General features: G+C 53.2%; 16 protein-coding genes. All 16 read right to left on the reverse strand.

The genetic code is table 11. From position 1 onward, the window contains the following. Nucleotides 1–121 precede the first annotated feature (121 nt). Nucleotides 122–706 (reverse strand): pyridoxamine 5'-phosphate oxidase, encoded by a 585-nt coding sequence (gene pdxH / locus EYQ01_00420; GenBank protein ID HIE64280.1) that lies wholly within the window; start codon nt 704–706, stop codon nt 122–124. Nucleotides 707–744: 38 nt separating this feature from the next. Then, entirely contained in the window at nt 745–3,429 is a 2,685-nt protein-coding gene (gene mutS, locus EYQ01_00425) for a DNA mismatch repair protein MutS (GenBank protein ID HIE64281.1), read from the reverse strand. A 172-nt stretch (nt 3,430–3,601) separates the two neighbouring features. Next, nucleotides 3,602–3,940, reverse strand: coding sequence for a LapA family protein (locus EYQ01_00430; GenBank protein ID HIE64282.1), 339 nt, complete (start codon nt 3,938–3,940; stop codon nt 3,602–3,604). 1 nt (nt 3,941) lies between these two features. Then, nucleotides 3,942–4,424: an HIT domain-containing protein gene (locus tag EYQ01_00435; protein ID HIE64283.1), complete on the reverse strand. Its 483-nt coding sequence runs from the start codon at nt 4,422–4,424 to the stop codon at nt 3,942–3,944. Beyond that, entirely contained in the window at nt 4,421–5,200 is a 780-nt protein-coding gene (locus EYQ01_00440) for a uracil-DNA glycosylase (GenBank protein ID HIE64284.1), read from the reverse strand. The genes EYQ01_00435 and EYQ01_00440 overlap by 4 nt, the downstream gene beginning before the upstream one ends. 83 nt (nt 5,201–5,283) lie before the next feature. Next, nucleotides 5,284–5,811 carry a tRNA (adenosine(37)-N6)-threonylcarbamoyltransferase complex ATPase subunit type 1 TsaE gene (gene tsaE / locus EYQ01_00445; GenBank protein HIE64285.1) on the reverse strand — a complete coding sequence of 176 codons (528 nt, stop codon included), beginning with the start codon at nt 5,809–5,811 and terminating at the stop codon, nt 5,284–5,286. Continuing rightward, on the reverse strand, nt 5,793–6,410 hold the full coding sequence (locus EYQ01_00450; protein HIE64286.1) for a hypothetical protein: 618 nt from the start codon (nt 6,408–6,410) through the stop codon (nt 5,793–5,795). Before EYQ01_00450 ends, tsaE begins: the two co-directional genes overlap by 19 nt. Then, nucleotides 6,397–7,974 (reverse strand): NAD(P)H-hydrate dehydratase, encoded by a 1,578-nt coding sequence (locus tag EYQ01_00455; protein ID HIE64287.1) that lies wholly within the window; start codon nt 7,972–7,974, stop codon nt 6,397–6,399. The genes EYQ01_00450 and EYQ01_00455 overlap by 14 nt, the downstream gene beginning before the upstream one ends. Nucleotides 7,975–8,115: 141 nt before the next feature. Beyond that, on the reverse strand, nt 8,116–8,502 hold the full coding sequence (locus EYQ01_00460) for a holo-ACP synthase (GenBank protein HIE64288.1): 387 nt from the start codon (nt 8,500–8,502) through the stop codon (nt 8,116–8,118). A 137-nt stretch (nt 8,503–8,639) separates the two neighbouring features. Next, nucleotides 8,640–9,356 (reverse strand): pyridoxine 5'-phosphate synthase, encoded by a 717-nt coding sequence (locus EYQ01_00465; GenBank protein ID HIE64289.1) that lies wholly within the window; start codon nt 9,354–9,356, stop codon nt 8,640–8,642. Between the two features lie 188 nt (nt 9,357–9,544). Further along, nucleotides 9,545–9,862: a peptide chain release factor-like protein gene (locus EYQ01_00470; GenBank protein HIE64290.1), complete on the reverse strand. Its 318-nt coding sequence runs from the start codon at nt 9,860–9,862 to the stop codon at nt 9,545–9,547. Between the two features lie 44 nt (nt 9,863–9,906). After that, nucleotides 9,907–11,679: a protein BatD gene (locus EYQ01_00475; GenBank protein HIE64291.1), complete on the reverse strand. Its 1,773-nt coding sequence runs from the start codon at nt 11,677–11,679 to the stop codon at nt 9,907–9,909. Then, entirely contained in the window at nt 11,673–13,511 is a 1,839-nt protein-coding gene (locus EYQ01_00480; protein ID HIE64292.1) for a VWA domain-containing protein, read from the reverse strand. The genes EYQ01_00475 and EYQ01_00480 overlap by 7 nt, the downstream gene beginning before the upstream one ends. 7 nt (nt 13,512–13,518) lie before the next feature. Then, the gene (locus EYQ01_00485) at nt 13,519–14,535 is read right to left on the reverse strand and encodes a VWA domain-containing protein (GenBank protein HIE64293.1); all 1,017 of its coding nucleotides are present in this window, start codon (nt 14,533–14,535) and stop codon (nt 13,519–13,521) included. Beyond that, on the reverse strand, nt 14,532–15,044 hold the full coding sequence (locus EYQ01_00490) for a DUF4381 domain-containing protein (protein ID HIE64294.1): 513 nt from the start codon (nt 15,042–15,044) through the stop codon (nt 14,532–14,534). Before EYQ01_00490 ends, EYQ01_00485 begins: the two co-directional genes overlap by 4 nt. Then, nucleotides 15,044–16,048: a DUF58 domain-containing protein gene (locus EYQ01_00495; GenBank protein ID HIE64295.1), complete on the reverse strand. Its 1,005-nt coding sequence runs from the start codon at nt 16,046–16,048 to the stop codon at nt 15,044–15,046. Before EYQ01_00495 ends, EYQ01_00490 begins: the two co-directional genes overlap by 1 nt. Nucleotides 16,049–16,310: the final 262 nt, after the last annotated feature.

The following is a 16,310-nucleotide window of genomic DNA, read 5'->3' on the forward strand; positions in this document are numbered from 1 at the left end:
AAGCCAGTAAACACACCGACCTTTCAGCCTTTTCAACCAACATTAGGTAATAATTATACCAGATACTTTGGAAATGGCGAGTTTGTCTGGGTGCGGAGGGGGATATCTGAGGACGGAGATCTTAGGGGTAGAGCCGGTCGATTGTCCACTTTCTATCCTCGCGGGTGTAAAGTACACGGTCATGCAGCCGGTCTTCTTTTGCCGTCCAGAATTCAATCTTTTCTGAAATGATGCGGAATCCGGACCAGAATGGCGGACGGGGGACATCTTCTCCTACAAATTTTTCTTCGTATATTTTTATGCGTTTTTCAAGTTCGGACCGGTCTGAGAAAGGCGCGCTCTGTCTGGAGGCCCATGCCCCGATCTGCGTGCCGCGGGGCCGGGTTGCAAAGTAGGCATCGGCTTCCGCATGGCTCACCTGTGCGACTAGCCCTTCAATCCGCACCTGCACATTGAGTTGAGGCCAATAGAAACAAAGAGCGGCATACGGGGTGGTGCTCATCTCCTTCCCCTTCCGGCTTTCCAGGTTTGTATAAATAACAAAGCCGCAGTCATCAAAGTCTTTGAGTAGGACCACGCGTGCCGATGGCTTCCCACCCGACCCCGTTGTGGCGAGGGTGCAGGCCGTTGCATCATACGGAAATGTATTCTTTGCCACCTCAAAAACAGCAGTGAATCGTGCTATCGGGTCTGAGGATTCTTTCATGTGATCAGCGATTCCGGTCAATTCCTTCATGGTTTATTTTACTCTTCTTTCACCTGTTTCGCCTGGATGGAAAGATCAGCGAGGATTTGAATCGCCTGTATCGGGGTCATGTTCATTGCGTCAATCTCCCGGAGCGCCTCGACGACGGGGTGCGTGAGCGGTCTTTTTTCGGATTGAGGTGCAGGGGAGAAGAGGTCGGGCTGTTGTGGTAGGTGGGCATGGATCGGGGCGTCCCAGGATTTTTCTTCCAGTTCCTTCAAGACCTCCTTGGCCCGGCGGATAATTTCGGGAGGGAGGCCAGCCAATCGTCCGACCTGAATTCCGTAGCTTTTGTCTGCGCCACCTGGAACCATCTTTCTGAGGAAAAGGATTTCATCGTTCCATTCCCGGACGAGGATGTGATAATTGCGTATCCCGTCATGCAGGTCGGCCAGTCCGGTCAACTCGTGGTAGTGTGTGGCAAAAAGGGTCCGCGCTCCGAGCTGGTCGGAATGGACATACTCCGCAATCGCCCATGCGATACTCATCCCGTCGTAAGTACTTGTTCCGCGTCCGATCTCGTCTAAGAGAATGAGGCTTTTATCGCTTGCGTAGAGAAGGATCTGTGCCATCTCTGTCATCTCCACCATGAAGGTACTCATGCCTTCTGTGATGGCATCTTGTGCCCCGACACGGGTAAAGATTTGATCAGCCACCCCAATGGCTGCTTCTTTTGCGGGGACAAAACTTCCCATTTGTGCCATGAGGACGATCAGGGCGATCTGCCGCATATAAGTTGATTTTCCGGCCATATTGGGGCCAGTCAGGATGAGCATTCGCTGCGATGGCGGTGCAATGAGGGTGTCGTTCGGGATAAAGGGCTGTTTGTCGCCCAGGGCATTGAGTCCCGCCCCCTGTTCCAGCACAGGATGTCTTCCTTCTAGGATCCGTATCGTCAGGTCATCGTTGACCTCGGGCCGGCAGTAATTATTCTGATGGGCGATTTCGGAGAGGTTACTCAGAAGATCAAGCAGCGCGAGTTTCTTCCCCATCTCCTGAATTCGGGCGACCTGCTTAGAGAGTTTCCAGCGAACCACTTCAAAGGCCTCACTTTCTAGGGACTTGATCTTTTCCGTCGCGCCGGTCAGTTTTTCCTCAATCTCTTTCAACTCCTCAGTAATAAAGCGTTCTGCGTGGGTCAGTGTCTGCTTACGTATGTAGTCCAGGGGGACCTTGGACAGTTGCGCTTTGCTGACCTCGATATAGTAGCCGAAGACCCGATTATAGCGAACCTTGAGTGTTTCGATTCCGGTCCGTCTTCGCTCTCTCTTTTCAATCTCCGTCAGCATCGATCGGCCTTCTTTTTGAAAAAGGCGAAGCGTGTCCAGTTCTTCAGAATAGCCCTCTTTAATAATGCCCCCTTCCTTGAGAGAGAGTGGCGGTTGGGGGACGATGGTCTGTTCAATCAAGAGGAAGACCTCATCCAGATTGTCCCAGGAGGCGATCATCTCAGCGATGAGCGCGGGTTGTTGTTTTGGAGAATGGAAATCCCGCGGTTGTGTGAGTTCTTTCTGAATTTCTGGAAGGCGTCGGGTCGATTCCTTCAGGGCGATGAGGTCGCGCGGATGGGCTGCCTTTAGACTGATTCGTCCGATGAGGCGCTCAATATCTGCAACCTTCTGGAGTCGCTTTCGAAGTTCTGTCCGAAGAGAAACATCCTCAAAAAAATAGCTGAGGGCGTCAAGGCGCTGATTGATCTGTTTCGGTTGGAGCAGGGGGTGAAGAATCCAGTCTTTCAAGAGACGTCCCCCCATGGCAGTCATCGTTTGATCCAGAAGATGCAGGAGTGTTCCTTCGGTCTTGTCGCGAGTCAGCGGAACCAGATCGAGATGCCGGATGGCCAGGGGATGAATCCGCATCAGTTTTTCCGAGGGGATTGGCCGAAGTGAGACAATATTCTCGAGGGCGATCTTTTGTGTTTCCTGTAGATGGGATAGAAGGGCTCCTGCGGCAGTCAGGCTGAAGCGATCTTCCCCAAGTGAATGGACTGAATGGATTTGAAAGTGTTTTCTTAAGGTTTCTTCCGCCTCTGCCGGGTTGAAGAATTCCGGAGAAGCCTGGCGAATGGTCCAGGTTTTTTGAAGGAGGCCCACCAGGGTCTCTTTTCCGAGGGCTTGTTTTTCCGGATCACTTGATGGAACGAGAATCTCTTTCGGTCCGATCTTCAGCAACTCTCCTTTAATTTCGCCCCAGCCTGCGCAGGAGGGGAGCATTCTAAAATCACCCGTGGACAGGTCGAGGCAGGCCAGGCCAATCCGGGTTTTATGGGAGAGCGGTGATCTGAAATTCCACTTGAGCGCGGCCACATAGTTGTTCTCTTTCGCGGAGAGAAGCTCAGGTTCTATGACCGTTCCGGGGGTAATGACGCGAACAACTTCGCGTTTTACCAGCCCTTTGGCGGTGGCTGGATCTTCAATTTGTTCACAGATGGCGACAGAGGACCCGGACCGGATCAACTTGGCGATATAGCCGGAGGCGGCATGGTAGGGAATACCGCAAAGGGGGATAGGATTGGCGTTGTTCTTATCGCGGGAGGTCAATGTGATCTGAAGAATTTTGGAGGCAGTGACGGCGTCGTCGAGAAACATCTCATAAAAATCTCCGACACGAAAGAAAAGAATGGCCTCTGGATGACCCTTTTTAATCTCCAGGTACTGATTCATTAAAGGGGTGGAAGTGCCCATTTTTTATGTTTATTCCTTATTAATTTATACCGTCGTAACGGTTCAGCTTGCCTGGATTAAGCTTTAGGGCAAGGCGCGAGGAGCGGAGAAGAACCGGAGCGTATACCTATACGTGACGATTCGAGCACCACAGCAAGGCCACCGTGGAGAAAAAGACGGGTGAGCTGGACCGTTACGCATCGTCATGGATCTCCTCTATTGAGGTCGGCGGCAGAGGTGGTGGGACGGATCTGAGGGCCTCAGAGCGAATACGATCCAGATCAATCTCAAGCTGTTCTATCCTCTTGCCCTGCCTTCGTTGTTCGATCATTGATCGGAGCCATCCGGGAAAGGACATCATCAGGGCGAAGATGGTGCCGAATAAGAATGAGGCGATGACGATCACATAGACGGGTAGGGGTCCGGTGTCCATTTGCCAGAAGATGGAGAGCGAGATGGTTTGGTCCTGGTTGGAATAGGCAAAGCCAAACAGGCCGCAAATGACAAGAATCATCAGAATGAGTCTGACCATCTTATTTGCCTTTAAAATGGGGTTTGAGGTGGCGGTAAGTTTCGGTCAAGGCTTCCGGGATGACACGGCTTTCAGAGAGGACGGTCATGAAGTTGGTGTCTCCTTCCCATCGGGGAACCACATGGAAATGGAGGTGGTCTTCAATCCCGGCGCCCGCGGCTTTTCCCAAGTTGAGGCCGACATTGACCCCTTCCGGCTGAAAGGCCTTGCGCAGGGCAGCAAGTGATTGCTTGACCATCTGCATGAGATCTTTTAAGACCTCATTGGAGAGGTCTTCCAGGGTGTCTGCGTGTTTGTAGGGGCAAACCATGAGATGGCCGTTACTGTAAGGATAAAGGTTCATCATGACAAAACCGGTTTTCCCTTTCAGGAGGATCAGGTTTGCCTTGTCTTTCTTTTGTTTTGGTTTGTCGCAAAGGATACAACCCAAGGTTTTTTCTCCTCTGATATACGTGATCCTCCAGGGGGCCCAAAGCTGGTTCATCTTCTTTTCCCCGCGGCCTCATCCGGCACCGGCTTCTTTTTGAGCTCTGCCATGATCAACTGCAGGTCCTCCCAGACATGTTTCTTCTGGCTTGGATTCCGAAGCAGGTAGGCCGGGTGAAAGGTTGGCAGCACCTTTATTCCGAAAAAATCGTGAAATTTCCCCCTCAAATCAGAGATCCTCTCCTCGGTGGAGAGAAGGGTTTGGGCGGAAAAGGTTCCGAGTGCGCAGATCACCCTCGGGCGGATCGCCGAGATTTGTTGATGGAGAAAAGGACGGCATGTGGCGATCTCGTCCGGCTTCGGGTTCCGGTTTTCAGGAGGCCGGCACTTCACGATGTTGGCGATATAAACTTCATCTCTGGAGAAGCCCATTGCCGCAATCATTCGGGTTAGAAGCTGTCCCGCCCGGCCGACAAAGGGCAGGCCCTGAAGGTCTTCGTCTCTGCCGGGTCCTTCACCGACAAAGAGGAGTGAGGCATGCGGGTTTCCTGTGCCAAAGACTATATTTGTTCGTGTTGAACAGAGCGTACAGCGTTGACAGTCTCCCATCTCCTCCCGAATGGCTTCCAGGGTCATGAGCCCGGTTTGAGACGTGGGGTCCGTGGCAATTGGCTCTTTTTTCCCGTCCGCCGATTGTTCTACGGAGCTCTCCTGGGCTGCTGTGCGTTTCCAGGACAGGACCCCGTTGTCTTGATACCACTTCAGGCGTGCAACCATCTCTTGTGTGAGTGCCTTGATCTTACCGGACGCCTGGTAATTATTCAGTTCACCCATCTTTTTTTCCATGACCGCGTTGCTGCGGTACTCAAAGCCTCACGTATAGACACGTACGTTCCGATATTTGGAAGGACACGCTGTTATCCATCTATTTTCTTAATTGTATTCCAGTCTTTTGATAGTCTTATCTGTTCAAGCCATCTCTTATGGTGCGCGTTGTTTGCCGTCAGGAGAATTTCTCTCTGGTTCCCTTCGAGGAAGCGGATCGTGATCGTCAGGTGAGCCTCTTGGTTTTCTTGAAATCCCTTGTCGGCCCATTCGACGGCCACAACTCCTTTACCGCCCAGATATTCATCTAGTCCAATCGTCTCGATTTGGTGCGCACCGTTCAGGCGGTAAAGATCGACGTGGGTAAGTGGAAGGCGGCCTTCATGTTGGTGGAGCAGGGTGTAGGTCGGGCTGCTGACATGTGAATCACGGACCTCAAGCCCTTCGGCCAGGCCGCGAACAAATAATGTCTTTCCTGCACCGAGCGGACCGATCAGGGCGATGATCTCGCCGCCGACGGCTGTCTTTCCAAAGACTTTCCCCAGGCGAAAGGTCGCCTCCTCGCCAGGGCTGAAAAGGGTGAGAGAAGTCTCTTCTTTCTTCAGGCCGTGCTTGGACATCTTTCCATTGCCTCGGCGAGCTTTTCCAGGATATGAAGATTCCGCAGGATGTTTGTCGGCTCCGTATCGGGGGTGCCGTCATAAGGCTTGCCAACGACCAGGGCATCCGGACCGAGTTGTAGACTTGAGAATTCGTCGAGGGATGTGAGGTAGCCATTCACATTTGCTTCTTTAAAAATTGTTTGGGCCGATGCAACATGTTGTGAACGGACCTGGTACCTTGAATCGATATTGGAGAGAAGTATTCCGGCCTCTTCGGTAAACTGGTCCTCATCTGTAATTGGTTTGAAATAGTCTTTCTTAAGGAGAAGGATATCCTCGGTGACACCGGTCTTGAGGCTGTAGATGTAGTAGAGGATTTCTTTTCGTCCGGCCTTCACCACTTTAAAAAAAAGATCGAAATGCCGACCGGAAACTTCCGCGGAAAAACGCGGATAAATAAAGCCGTTTTCCTGAAGGACCTGTCCGGAGAGTTCTGAGGCGAGCCGATCAAAATTCTTTCTGATCCGGCCTTTATCAATCCAGGAGTGGATAATCATGGCGATAGCGATTACGAATATGATGCCGAAGAAAAAGATTGATAATTCAGTCTGTGTCATGTTTACCCTTTCCAAGATGTGTTGCAATAGCCTCTGGGATTTTCCCGATGAGATCAGAGGTGATCAGGCTTCCCTCGCCCAGGACTTCAGCGGCCAGATCCCCTGCAAGACCATGCAGGTAGACCCCCAGTGTTGCGGCATCCTGCGGCATAATCCCTTGCGCGACCAATCCGGCGATCATTCCGGTCAGGGCATCTCCAACCCCGGCGGTCGCCATGGTCGGGTTCCCGTTGTTGTTGACCCGAAGCAAGCCATCGGGTGTGGCGACGATGGTATGTGCCCCTTTTAGTACGAGGACGACGTCCCACTTTTTTGCGAATTCTTCTGCAATCTTGAAGCGATCCGACTGGACATCGTCGGAATTCGTTCCCATGAGCCGTCCCATCTCACCTGGATGCGGTGTCAGGATGAGCCGACTCCGTTTTTCGTCCAGGATGGAAAGATCCGTAGCGATGGCATTGATTCCGTCCGCATCAATAATCATTGGAATGGAGACTTGACGAATCAGGTTTCTGACAAGATGCTGGGTTTCCGGATGGCGTGATAAACCGGGTCCGACGGCAATGGCGGTCTTTCCCTCAATCCCCTGGAGGAGTTTTTTCTCAGAGGCCAGGGAAAGCGTGCCTTCGTTCGTCTCCGGAAGTGGAAGCGTCATGACCTCCATGGGGAAGGGGACATTTGATGCGGCGACCGTGGCCGGGAGGGCCACCGTGACCAGTCCGGTGCCGCAACGCATCGCCGCCAGACTGGCCATTTGCGCTGCCCCCAGTGTTCCGACAGAGCCGGCAATCAGGAGGAGATGCCCCATGTTTCCTTTATGCATCCCTTTGGTGCGGCGCGGGGGAAGATGCTGCATCATTTCTTGGGTAATGAGGTCGACATTGATCTCAGCTCGGTCAATCAAGGCTGGAGGAATCCCGATATCGACAACCTCCCACTTTCCACAATGTTCAAGCCCGGCACGGACAAAATGACCGCGTTTTGGCAAGGCGATGATAAAGGTCCAGTCGGCTTTCACTGCGACGCCAAAGATCTCTCCGGTATCAGAAGAAATTCCGGAGGGAATATCGACCGAGATGACAGGTTGGTCGGACGCGTTGATCGCTGCAATGGCCTCGGCATAGTCTCCCTCGACCGTATGAGAGAGGCCTGTTCCCAGAAGGGCATCAATGACCAGGTCACTTTTCTGGAGGTCCTCCTTGAGACATTCCCACGAAAAGGTACCGACAACTTCCAGAAGACCGCCGGTTGCAATCCATATATCGAGTGATGTTCTGGCATCCCCTTCAAATTTTTCAATCTCGGAGAGGAGGTAGATGATCGCTTCCGCCCCACGCATCCGGAGATGCCGCGCCGCTGCAATCCCATCTCCCCCGTTATTCCCCCCGCCTGCCAGGATTACGATCCGCTTTTGTTTTACAGGGCCGAAGGCCGCTTCAATATGATCCACCAGGCCCCTCGCCGCATTTTCCATGAGGAGGAGGGAGGGGATCTTGTACTCGGAAGTGGCTTCCCGGTCGAGCAATTTTATCTCATCTGCTGTGACAATTTTCATTGTTTCCATCCTGGTAACGATTCAGTATGCCACTATTTTGCTTCAGGGCAAGGTGCGAGGAGCACAGAACCGCAACGTATGTGTCTATACGTGAGGATTCGAGTACCGCAGCAACGCCGCCATGGAGAAAAAGGGGGGTGTGCTGAATCGTTACCCATTCTGTTCGAGAATAACCTGTGCAATGGCATAGTCATGATCGTGCGTCATGCTGGTAAAGACCTTCGATACCTTTTGCGCCTCAGCAAGCCGCCGTGTTTTCCCATACATCCTGAGCTCAGGTTTTCCATTCGGGTCGTTGACGGTTTCGACATCTTTCCAGCGGATTCCCTCCCGGAGGCCGGTTCCTAGGGCCTTCAACGCGGCCTCTTTCACCGCAAACCGTGCGGAGAAGTGAATGTGAGGGCGCTTGTGTTGAAGACAATAGTCACGCTCGGAAGGAGTGAAGACCCGATTCAGAAAGCGATCTCCCCAGCGCTGCGTTATCTCTTCAAGGCGTGAGATTTTAACCAGATCGATGCCGATGCCAACAATACTCATGTTCAACCTTTCCCGTTTCCATGTTTCATGATTGAATCATAAGAAAACCGTTATGTCGCCTGAAAGACAAGACCATACCCCGTACGGGGAGGAGGCCTTTGGCCGATAACGCAGTCATTCAGGCAAATCGGCGGTTTTTAACTCCGCTGCATTAGGGATTTTATTTTACTGACAGCCGCTTCCATCCCCACAAGAACGGCACGGGAAATAATGCTATGGCCGATATTCAGCTCTTCAATCTCCGGAATCCGTGCGACCGCCGCCACATTCACATAATCGAGACCATGCCCCGCGCTGACCCCCATCCCCAGTTTTGAGGCGAGCTTCGCTGCTTCCATGATCTGATGAAGTTCAGTCTTCTGGGCATTGCCTCTGCTGTTTGCATAAGGACCGGTATGGATTTCCACCCGGTCGGCCGAGACCTTGTGTGCCCCTTTGATCTGGATGGGGTCCGGATCAATGAAAAGGGAGACGGTAATCCCCGCTTCGTGAAGATGATGGATCACTTTTTCCAGTTTCTCGCGGGAGGCAATCAGGTTCAGCCCGCCTTCGGTGGTTAGTTCCTGTCTGCTTTCCGGGACCAATGTGACCAGAGGCGGCTTGATGTCCAGGGCGATCCGGACCATCTCCTCCGTCGCGGCCATTTCCAAGTCAAGCGCTGTCCGGATGGTTTCACGGAGAATCCGGACATCCCGATCCTGAATGTGCCTTCGGTCTTCCCGGAGATGGACGACAATGCCGTCGGCCCCGGCCAACTCGGCCAGAATCGCCGCCGCGACCGGATCAGGCTCCGCCCCTCTCCGCGCTTCACGAAGGGTTGCAACATGGTCCACATTGACCCCAAGTCTTGTCATAAACCTATTAAATCCATCATCAACAAAGAGGGCTTCCATCACGCAAAATCTACGGATATCCCGTGCAAATCCAGTCATTATCACAGAAACTATCTATAGGGTCAAGGGAAGTTTGGCGGGCCCACTTGGGAATCCGGGTCAAGGCTTTTTCTCCGAAGACGAGGAGTGTCATGCTTTGTATTTTTTGCTCAATCCTCCGGGCCGGGCGGCTTGCGCAATCTTTTTTTCTTCTGGAGGAGATCCTTTTCTTTCAGGATTCTTTCGCGGACGTTGTGGGACTTTCTTGTTGGAACCCGGGGTTTTTCCCGATGGTTCATTTTCTTTAATCGCTGGATCAATCGTTCATAGGCCTTGTCCTTGTTGCGATGTTGTGAACGGGACTCGGTTGCCGTCACCGTGATGCCGGAAAGCCGGTGTACGATGCGCACGCCGGAGTCGGTCACATTGCGGTGTTGCCCTCCGGGTCCGGTCGCCCTATAGGTATGAATGACCACCTGTTTCTCCAGGTCTTTCCGATCTGTGGAATATTGTTCTCGCACGATAAGTTCTCTTATGGCCTGGGTGTCATGGGTGCCAAGACTTCCGTCTTGCGTCCGCTCTTGGGTTGCTTGGCTGATATTTCCTCTTCAAACGCAGCCCATAATCCCGGCCCATCCTGCCAGGGAGCTGAGGTTCGACTATAAAGTACCCCATTGAGGCGGCTGATTTCTTCTGATAGAGCCTGGCCCACTTGCTTCCCCAGTTCGCCCAGGCTTGTGATCCGTATCGGGGGGCGGAGGATCTGTGCCCAGGTCAACAGGGTTTCTTTGGCCTCATGGGCCTGATTCTGTACGCAGGCTTTTTTGAGTTTCCGTTTGATTTGGTTGATCCCAGGTAGGGTCGGATTTTCAGAGTCCGGCATGGGATCGGCCGAGGGTCTTTGTCTGGTGCCCCACCATAGAATCAGGGTGACCGTCCATCCCAGGGCAAGAACCAGGCTGATCCAGGACCAAAAATCGGAACGCCCTGATGACTCTTTTGAGGCGGTTCTTTCTGCCAATTGGACGTCAGCTTCGGCCTCGTCCTCAAAAAGACCGGATGGGCCGGGTTGCTCCCCCGGATCAGCCGGGGCAACCTTAATGAGGCGTTCCGGCAAACGGGTCTTCTCCATCCGTTCTGTCGTTGTATTCCACCAGGGGACTTCTATGGCCGGGAGGAGAAAGGACCCTGCCTTCGTCGGGATGAGTGCAATTCTTTCCTGGCGGAATCCGATCAGCCCCTCATGTGTTGTCTCATCGGTCAAGACGGGCTGATCCGGGTAGGATTTAAAACCCTCAGGAAAACCGGGAGAAATCTCCGGCAATTGCGCTGCTGTTAATCCTTCTGCGATCAAGGTTAATGTCCAGGTGACCGGTTCTCCGACTTTTGACAGCGCCGCGCCATCTTTTCCTTCCGGCCAGGCCTCCACAATCCGAAGGTTTTTGGCGGGAAGCCATCTGCCTCGGACTTTATTCTGAGGAACCGGATGAACCTCGAGTTCGAGGGCTTTGGAGCGCAAACGCTTGATCGGGCCGCCCCCTGGAAATGGATTGAAATTCGATCTTGAACGGGAGGCCATTTGCCCCGCAAAGGTGATCGGATCAATCTTTATGCGACCGCTCTGCTGCGGAAAAATCGCATAACGTCTTTCAACCACCCTGTAGTTTCTTCCACGCCGGGTTGTTTCAAATTCCCGGTCTTTTCCCAATTTTTCAATGACCACATCGGTATCACTCACTTTTGGCTCTGAAAGCTTTCCACTCAGAAGGGTTACTGAATGGTAGAGACGGACGGTATAGATCGTTTGTGATTGGACATAGGCGACTACCGGGTCGATCGAGACCTCCAGGAAGAGCGGTTCCAGTTTTATATCCCGGGATGTCTTCATTTTTTCTATATCAATCCGGAGACCGAGACTTTTATCCTTTCCGAATGAGATCGGCGGTATTGTAAAAAACCCGATTTCTCTCCCCATGAGCGTCAGGGTCCATCGCTTTCTTTGAGCGAACTGCCCGTTGATAATCTCCATGGTACTTCCCTGACTTTTCTGCAGGATCTCAAAGTGTTTTTTGATGGGTTCAAAATCCGGATCGCCGTCCACGGAGCCGTCTGTCTCAAAAACCAGGGTGAAAGACTCATTGATGGAGACGCGGTTCCGGTCGAGTTCCGCATGGATCGTCGCGGCCCATCCGGAGGAAAGACCGGAGAGCAAGTGAAGGATCAGGATGAAAGCAACAAGCGCGGCATATTTTGTCTCGCTGTCATACTTTGCCTCTCCGATGAGATTATGCCGATGCATTACCATTTTTTTTCCTCAGGTCTTGTTCTCGTCTGTTGTTGGGATTGAAAGAGGAATTTTCGGCGCAGGAGCCCGCCGGGATCATCCGGGATTCTCCGGAGCCATTGTTCAATGGCCTGCTCGGATTCATCGTGTTCACCTGGCTCAAGCTGAGCGAGGGAAGGACCGCTCTGTTCTTCCAATTGATCTTTATCCCGTTCTTGTGCCTGTTGTGTATCAGGGCGCTCTTCGGAATTATCCCTGTTCCCGGGATCTTCGGTATTTTGCTCTTTCCTTGAAGCCTCCTCATCCCCTTGATTTTCGGATGAAGCATTTTGACTCTCCTGCGGGTCTTGCGACTCTTCTCCTTCTTGACTGTCACCGGACTGGTTCTCCCCCGATTGATTTTGAGCCTCTCCGTTTTTATCTCCAGAAGGTTCTCCCTGTGATTGATTTTCCTGGTCCTGATTCTGCTGGGCCATCTGTTGCAGCAACTGTTCTTTGTTGTAACCGGCGTCTTCGTGTTTGGGATCAAGGTTCAAGGCTTCATCATAGGCCTGGATCGCTTCGGGCAACTGGCCCATGCGTGCCAATGCATTCCCTTTGTTATAGAGGGCATCCGGCGTTTGAAGTCCCTCAAGGGTCTCGATACTTTTCTGATATTGCCCCGCGCGGTAATGCGCGGTTGCTTTCCATGCCGGGTCGATGAAAAGTTTCGCTGCAAGGTCTTCTTCTCCCTGGGCATAAATACGTGCCGCTTGTTGATCCTGTCGTGACCAGAGCCCTTCCCAGTCGAGGGCCTCGGCCGTAGGTGGAAGGCCGACCAGGGTTAATCCTGAGATGAATACAATGCTTGCAAGATGTCCGCGGCGAAAAACAAGGGCGGCAAAGGGCAGAAGCAGCAGGAGAAGCCAGGGTCCTTCTTCCAGCCAGCGGTCTGCCTTTAAGTTGGCCTCCTCTTCCTGTTTTTCAAATCGACCCGCGGTCGTGGTCTCAAAAAAACGACTGATGTCCCGATCGTCCAGAGACAGGCGATGGTAGCGTCCACCCCCCTGTCTTGCGAGTGTCATCAGGGCATTTTCCTCCAGCTTTGAAATGACGATCGCCTCTTTTTTATCCCGTAAGAAGCCGCCCTGGGCCAACTTGATCGGCGCGCCCGTCAGACTGCCGACCCCGAGTATGGAAACAAGGGCGTTCTGGCTTTTTAGTATTGCCATCGCCGCTTCGACCCCCTCCTTCGGGGCATTCTCCAGGCCATCCATAATCATTAGAATATGTCCCCTGGGGATACCGGACTGTTTTAAAAGCTGTCCTGCTTTTTTAAGCGCAAGGTCGGGTCGGCTTCCTTGTCGTGGAAGCAATGTTGTCTCGAGTGCTGAGACCTGCGAGATGATTGTTGCCGCATCCTGCGTCAAGGGGCTGACCACGAAGGCATCTGCTGCGTAAATAACCAGGGCCGTCTGGCCTTCACGGCGTTTTTTCAGGATATCAACCACCTTGTGCCGGGCGCGCGTCAGACGGCTGGGCGTGATGTCGGTGGCATCCATCGACCTGGAGAGGTCCAGGACCAGAACCAGGGCGGATTGATCACGAAAGACCGGTTGTTCCAGCTGTTTCCAGGCAGGTCCTGACAGGGCAAAAAGGGCGAGCCCGCCGCTGATTGCCATGAGAGACAGGCTTGAACCACTTTTCGATCTCTCTGATCCCCCCACGAGCAAATGGCTTAGCAATACCGGGTCGCAGACCGCTCGCCAACTCCTGCTGACCGCCTGACGACGAGAGTATAACCACAACAGAGTGGCGAGGACCGGGAGTCCCATCAACCATAACGGACGCAGGAAATGAAAGTCATTGATCATCGAGATATCAACCTGTCTTATTTTCCAATGAACCCAATCGCATATTCGGGAGGCTTCTCTTCAGGAGTACCAGGGCCGCGATGAGCAGCGCCCCGCCTAGAGGCCAGGGATAAAGCGCCATTCTTGGGCGAAATACCTGCTTTTCCTGCTCAATGGGTTCCAGGGTATCCAGTAATTTATAGATCTCCTCAAACTCCTTTGTATTTCGGGCGCGAAAGTAGCGCCCGCCGGTCTCCGCGGCAATGGCCTTCAAGGTTTTCTCGTCGAGATCGGCCGAGGGATTTACTTTGCGTGTCCCAAAAAAAGAACGGACCATCATCTCATCGGCTCCGATCCCGACCGTGTAAATCTTCAAACCTTCCGCTTTTGCCAAGGCCGCTGCCTTGATGGGTGTTACTTCACCCGCGGTATTCGCCCCGTCCGTCAGAAGTATGAGGACCTGGTCTGCAGTCTTGTTCTTTTTTAATCGTTTTACCGCCAGTCCTATGGCATCTCCGATGGCGGTTTCCTGTCCTGCGAGCCCAACGACGGCTTCCTGCAGCAGAGTTCGTACTGTTTTTCGGTCAAAGGTCAGGGGGGTCTGTAGATAGGCCTGTTTTCCGAAGAGGATCAGGCCGAGACGATCTCCCACGCGGCGTTCGATAAAGGCACCTGCCACGGCTTGCGTTGCAATAAGACGGTTGACCATCCGGCCATTCATCTCGAAATCTTCCGCCATCATACTTCCTGAGAGGTCCACCGCTAATATTAAGTTCCGCCCGCTGATTGGCAGGACAAGAGGCTCTCCTCGCCACTGAGGACGGGCGGCGGCTGTGACGAGCAGCAACCAGGCCAGGAAGGCGAACCATAAGATGCGGCGACCCATTTTGAACTCTGCTGAGCCGGACCGAGCCTCCACGAAGGCCTCCATGAAAGGAACGTGAAGCGCGGCCTCTTGTGAAGGGGCAGCCGCAGGCAGAAAACGTCGAAAAAGCCAGGGCAGGGGGATGAAGAGAAAAAGCCAGGGCCATCCAAAATGGATCATCTTGACCCCCCGCGCGGCAGACTTCCAAGCGGCGGCAAGGCCGTGATCCAGTCTTTGCAGAGATTCAGTAAGCCTAAGCCATCAATCTCGGCTTTTGCCTGATAGGGGGCGGTGATCAGGCTGCGCCCGAGGCTCTTACTAAAACGGCCATGCCCTTTTTCTTCCTCGAAATGCTGATCAAGGAAGTGGAGCCAGGCTTCTCCGGTGAGTCCGGCCACATCGAAGCGGGGATAATAGCTCAGGCAGATGCGTCGCAATAAAACGGATAGCGCCTTGACCAGGTGATGCGCATCCTGAGCCTGGGTAAAAGTGGTAGATAACAACTCCAATTCTTTTAAGGCGGCCACCCTGACCCGGCGGGCCTTTTTCATTTTCAGGAAGGCACGGAGGGCCAGAAAAAATAACAGGGCCAGGGTGATCAGTCCCCACCAGCCCGGGGCAGGCGGCCACCAGGAAACCGGATCGGGGAGGTGGATGTCACGCAACTGCAAAGCAGAGCCTTCTCCCATTATGCGGCCCCTTTTTGGGGTTGAAGCCCGAGCCCATTTAGTAAGGTAAGTAGTAAATTTCCTGAGGTGGTGCAGGGCAGAAAATGAATCCCATTATGAATGCAAAAATGCTTTAATTCCATTTGACGTTCATGAAACCTGGAGTGATAGGCCTGACGGCGCGCGGGATCTGCTGTATCCAGGGTCACCTCATTTGACCCGTCGGAGATACGGTATATTCCCGCCGGCGGCAGGGTCTTTTCCAGGGGATCATGGATAAATAACATCACCACATCGTTATGACGGGCCAGTTGCGCCAGGTGGGATTCACACGCTGTCCCGATCGCCCTGAAATCACTGATTAAGAAAACCAGGCTGCCGGGGCGTGCCACACGGCGGAGTCGGATGAGGGCCGCAAGCGCCGCCGCTTCTCTGCTGTTTCCGGAGGGTGTTTCCTTCCAGGCCGGGTGTTCCACCATACGTCGAATGAAATGAAGCACGCCCTTTTTCCCGCGTTGAGGCCGGACTTCTTCATGTCGGTTTTCAGAGAAGGCCAGGCCGCCGAGGCGGTCCCCATGGTGGAAGGCGCTCCATGCAAGCAGGGCCGCCGTACGTGCTGCCATGACCGATTTAAAGAGGCCCCGCGTCGCAAAAAACATTGGGGCACGAAAATCCACCCAGAGCAAAACGGAGCGTTCCCGCTCTTCACGGAATAACTTGGTATGCGTCTTGCCGGTGCGGGCGGTGACACGCCAATCAATCGTCCGGATATCATCTCCAGGCTGGTAGGGGCGCACTTCATCGAAGGCCATCCCCAGCCCTTTAAAAGGAGAGAGATAATGTCCTCCTTGCACGGAACGAATTTTGACCGCCCTTAAAGAGAGACTCTCCGCTTGACGATGAAGAGAAATCAAGCCTGCCTTGGTAATACGAACCGGACTTTCGTCTTGTTTGGAGACATTGAGGATCGGAGAGGGAGGGAGACCTTTTTTCTGTAAGCTGAATTGTTTTAATCTGAATGGCATGGTTACACTGGCGCTTAGGGCCTGTCCCAAAATAGCATGCGCGATTGGGAGTCCCAGCTTTGAGTCCGAGGCAAGGCGTGACGAGGGAGCTTAGCCCCAGCTATGTGACTAAGGAACAACGCAGCCTCGGGCCAAAGCTGGGACTCCCCGAAGGGCCGGGACCCTTTTTGGCTGCGTCTGCGTCGCTTATCTTTTACATACTTCAGTATGCGCACTCTTCGCTCCTTGTCTCGCTCAAAAATTGTCTCCGGCCAATCACGCA

It is taken from the genome of Candidatus Manganitrophaceae bacterium, assembly GCA_012960925.1.
Classification (GTDB): domain Bacteria; phylum Nitrospirota; class Nitrospiria; order SBBL01; family JAADHI01; genus DUAG01.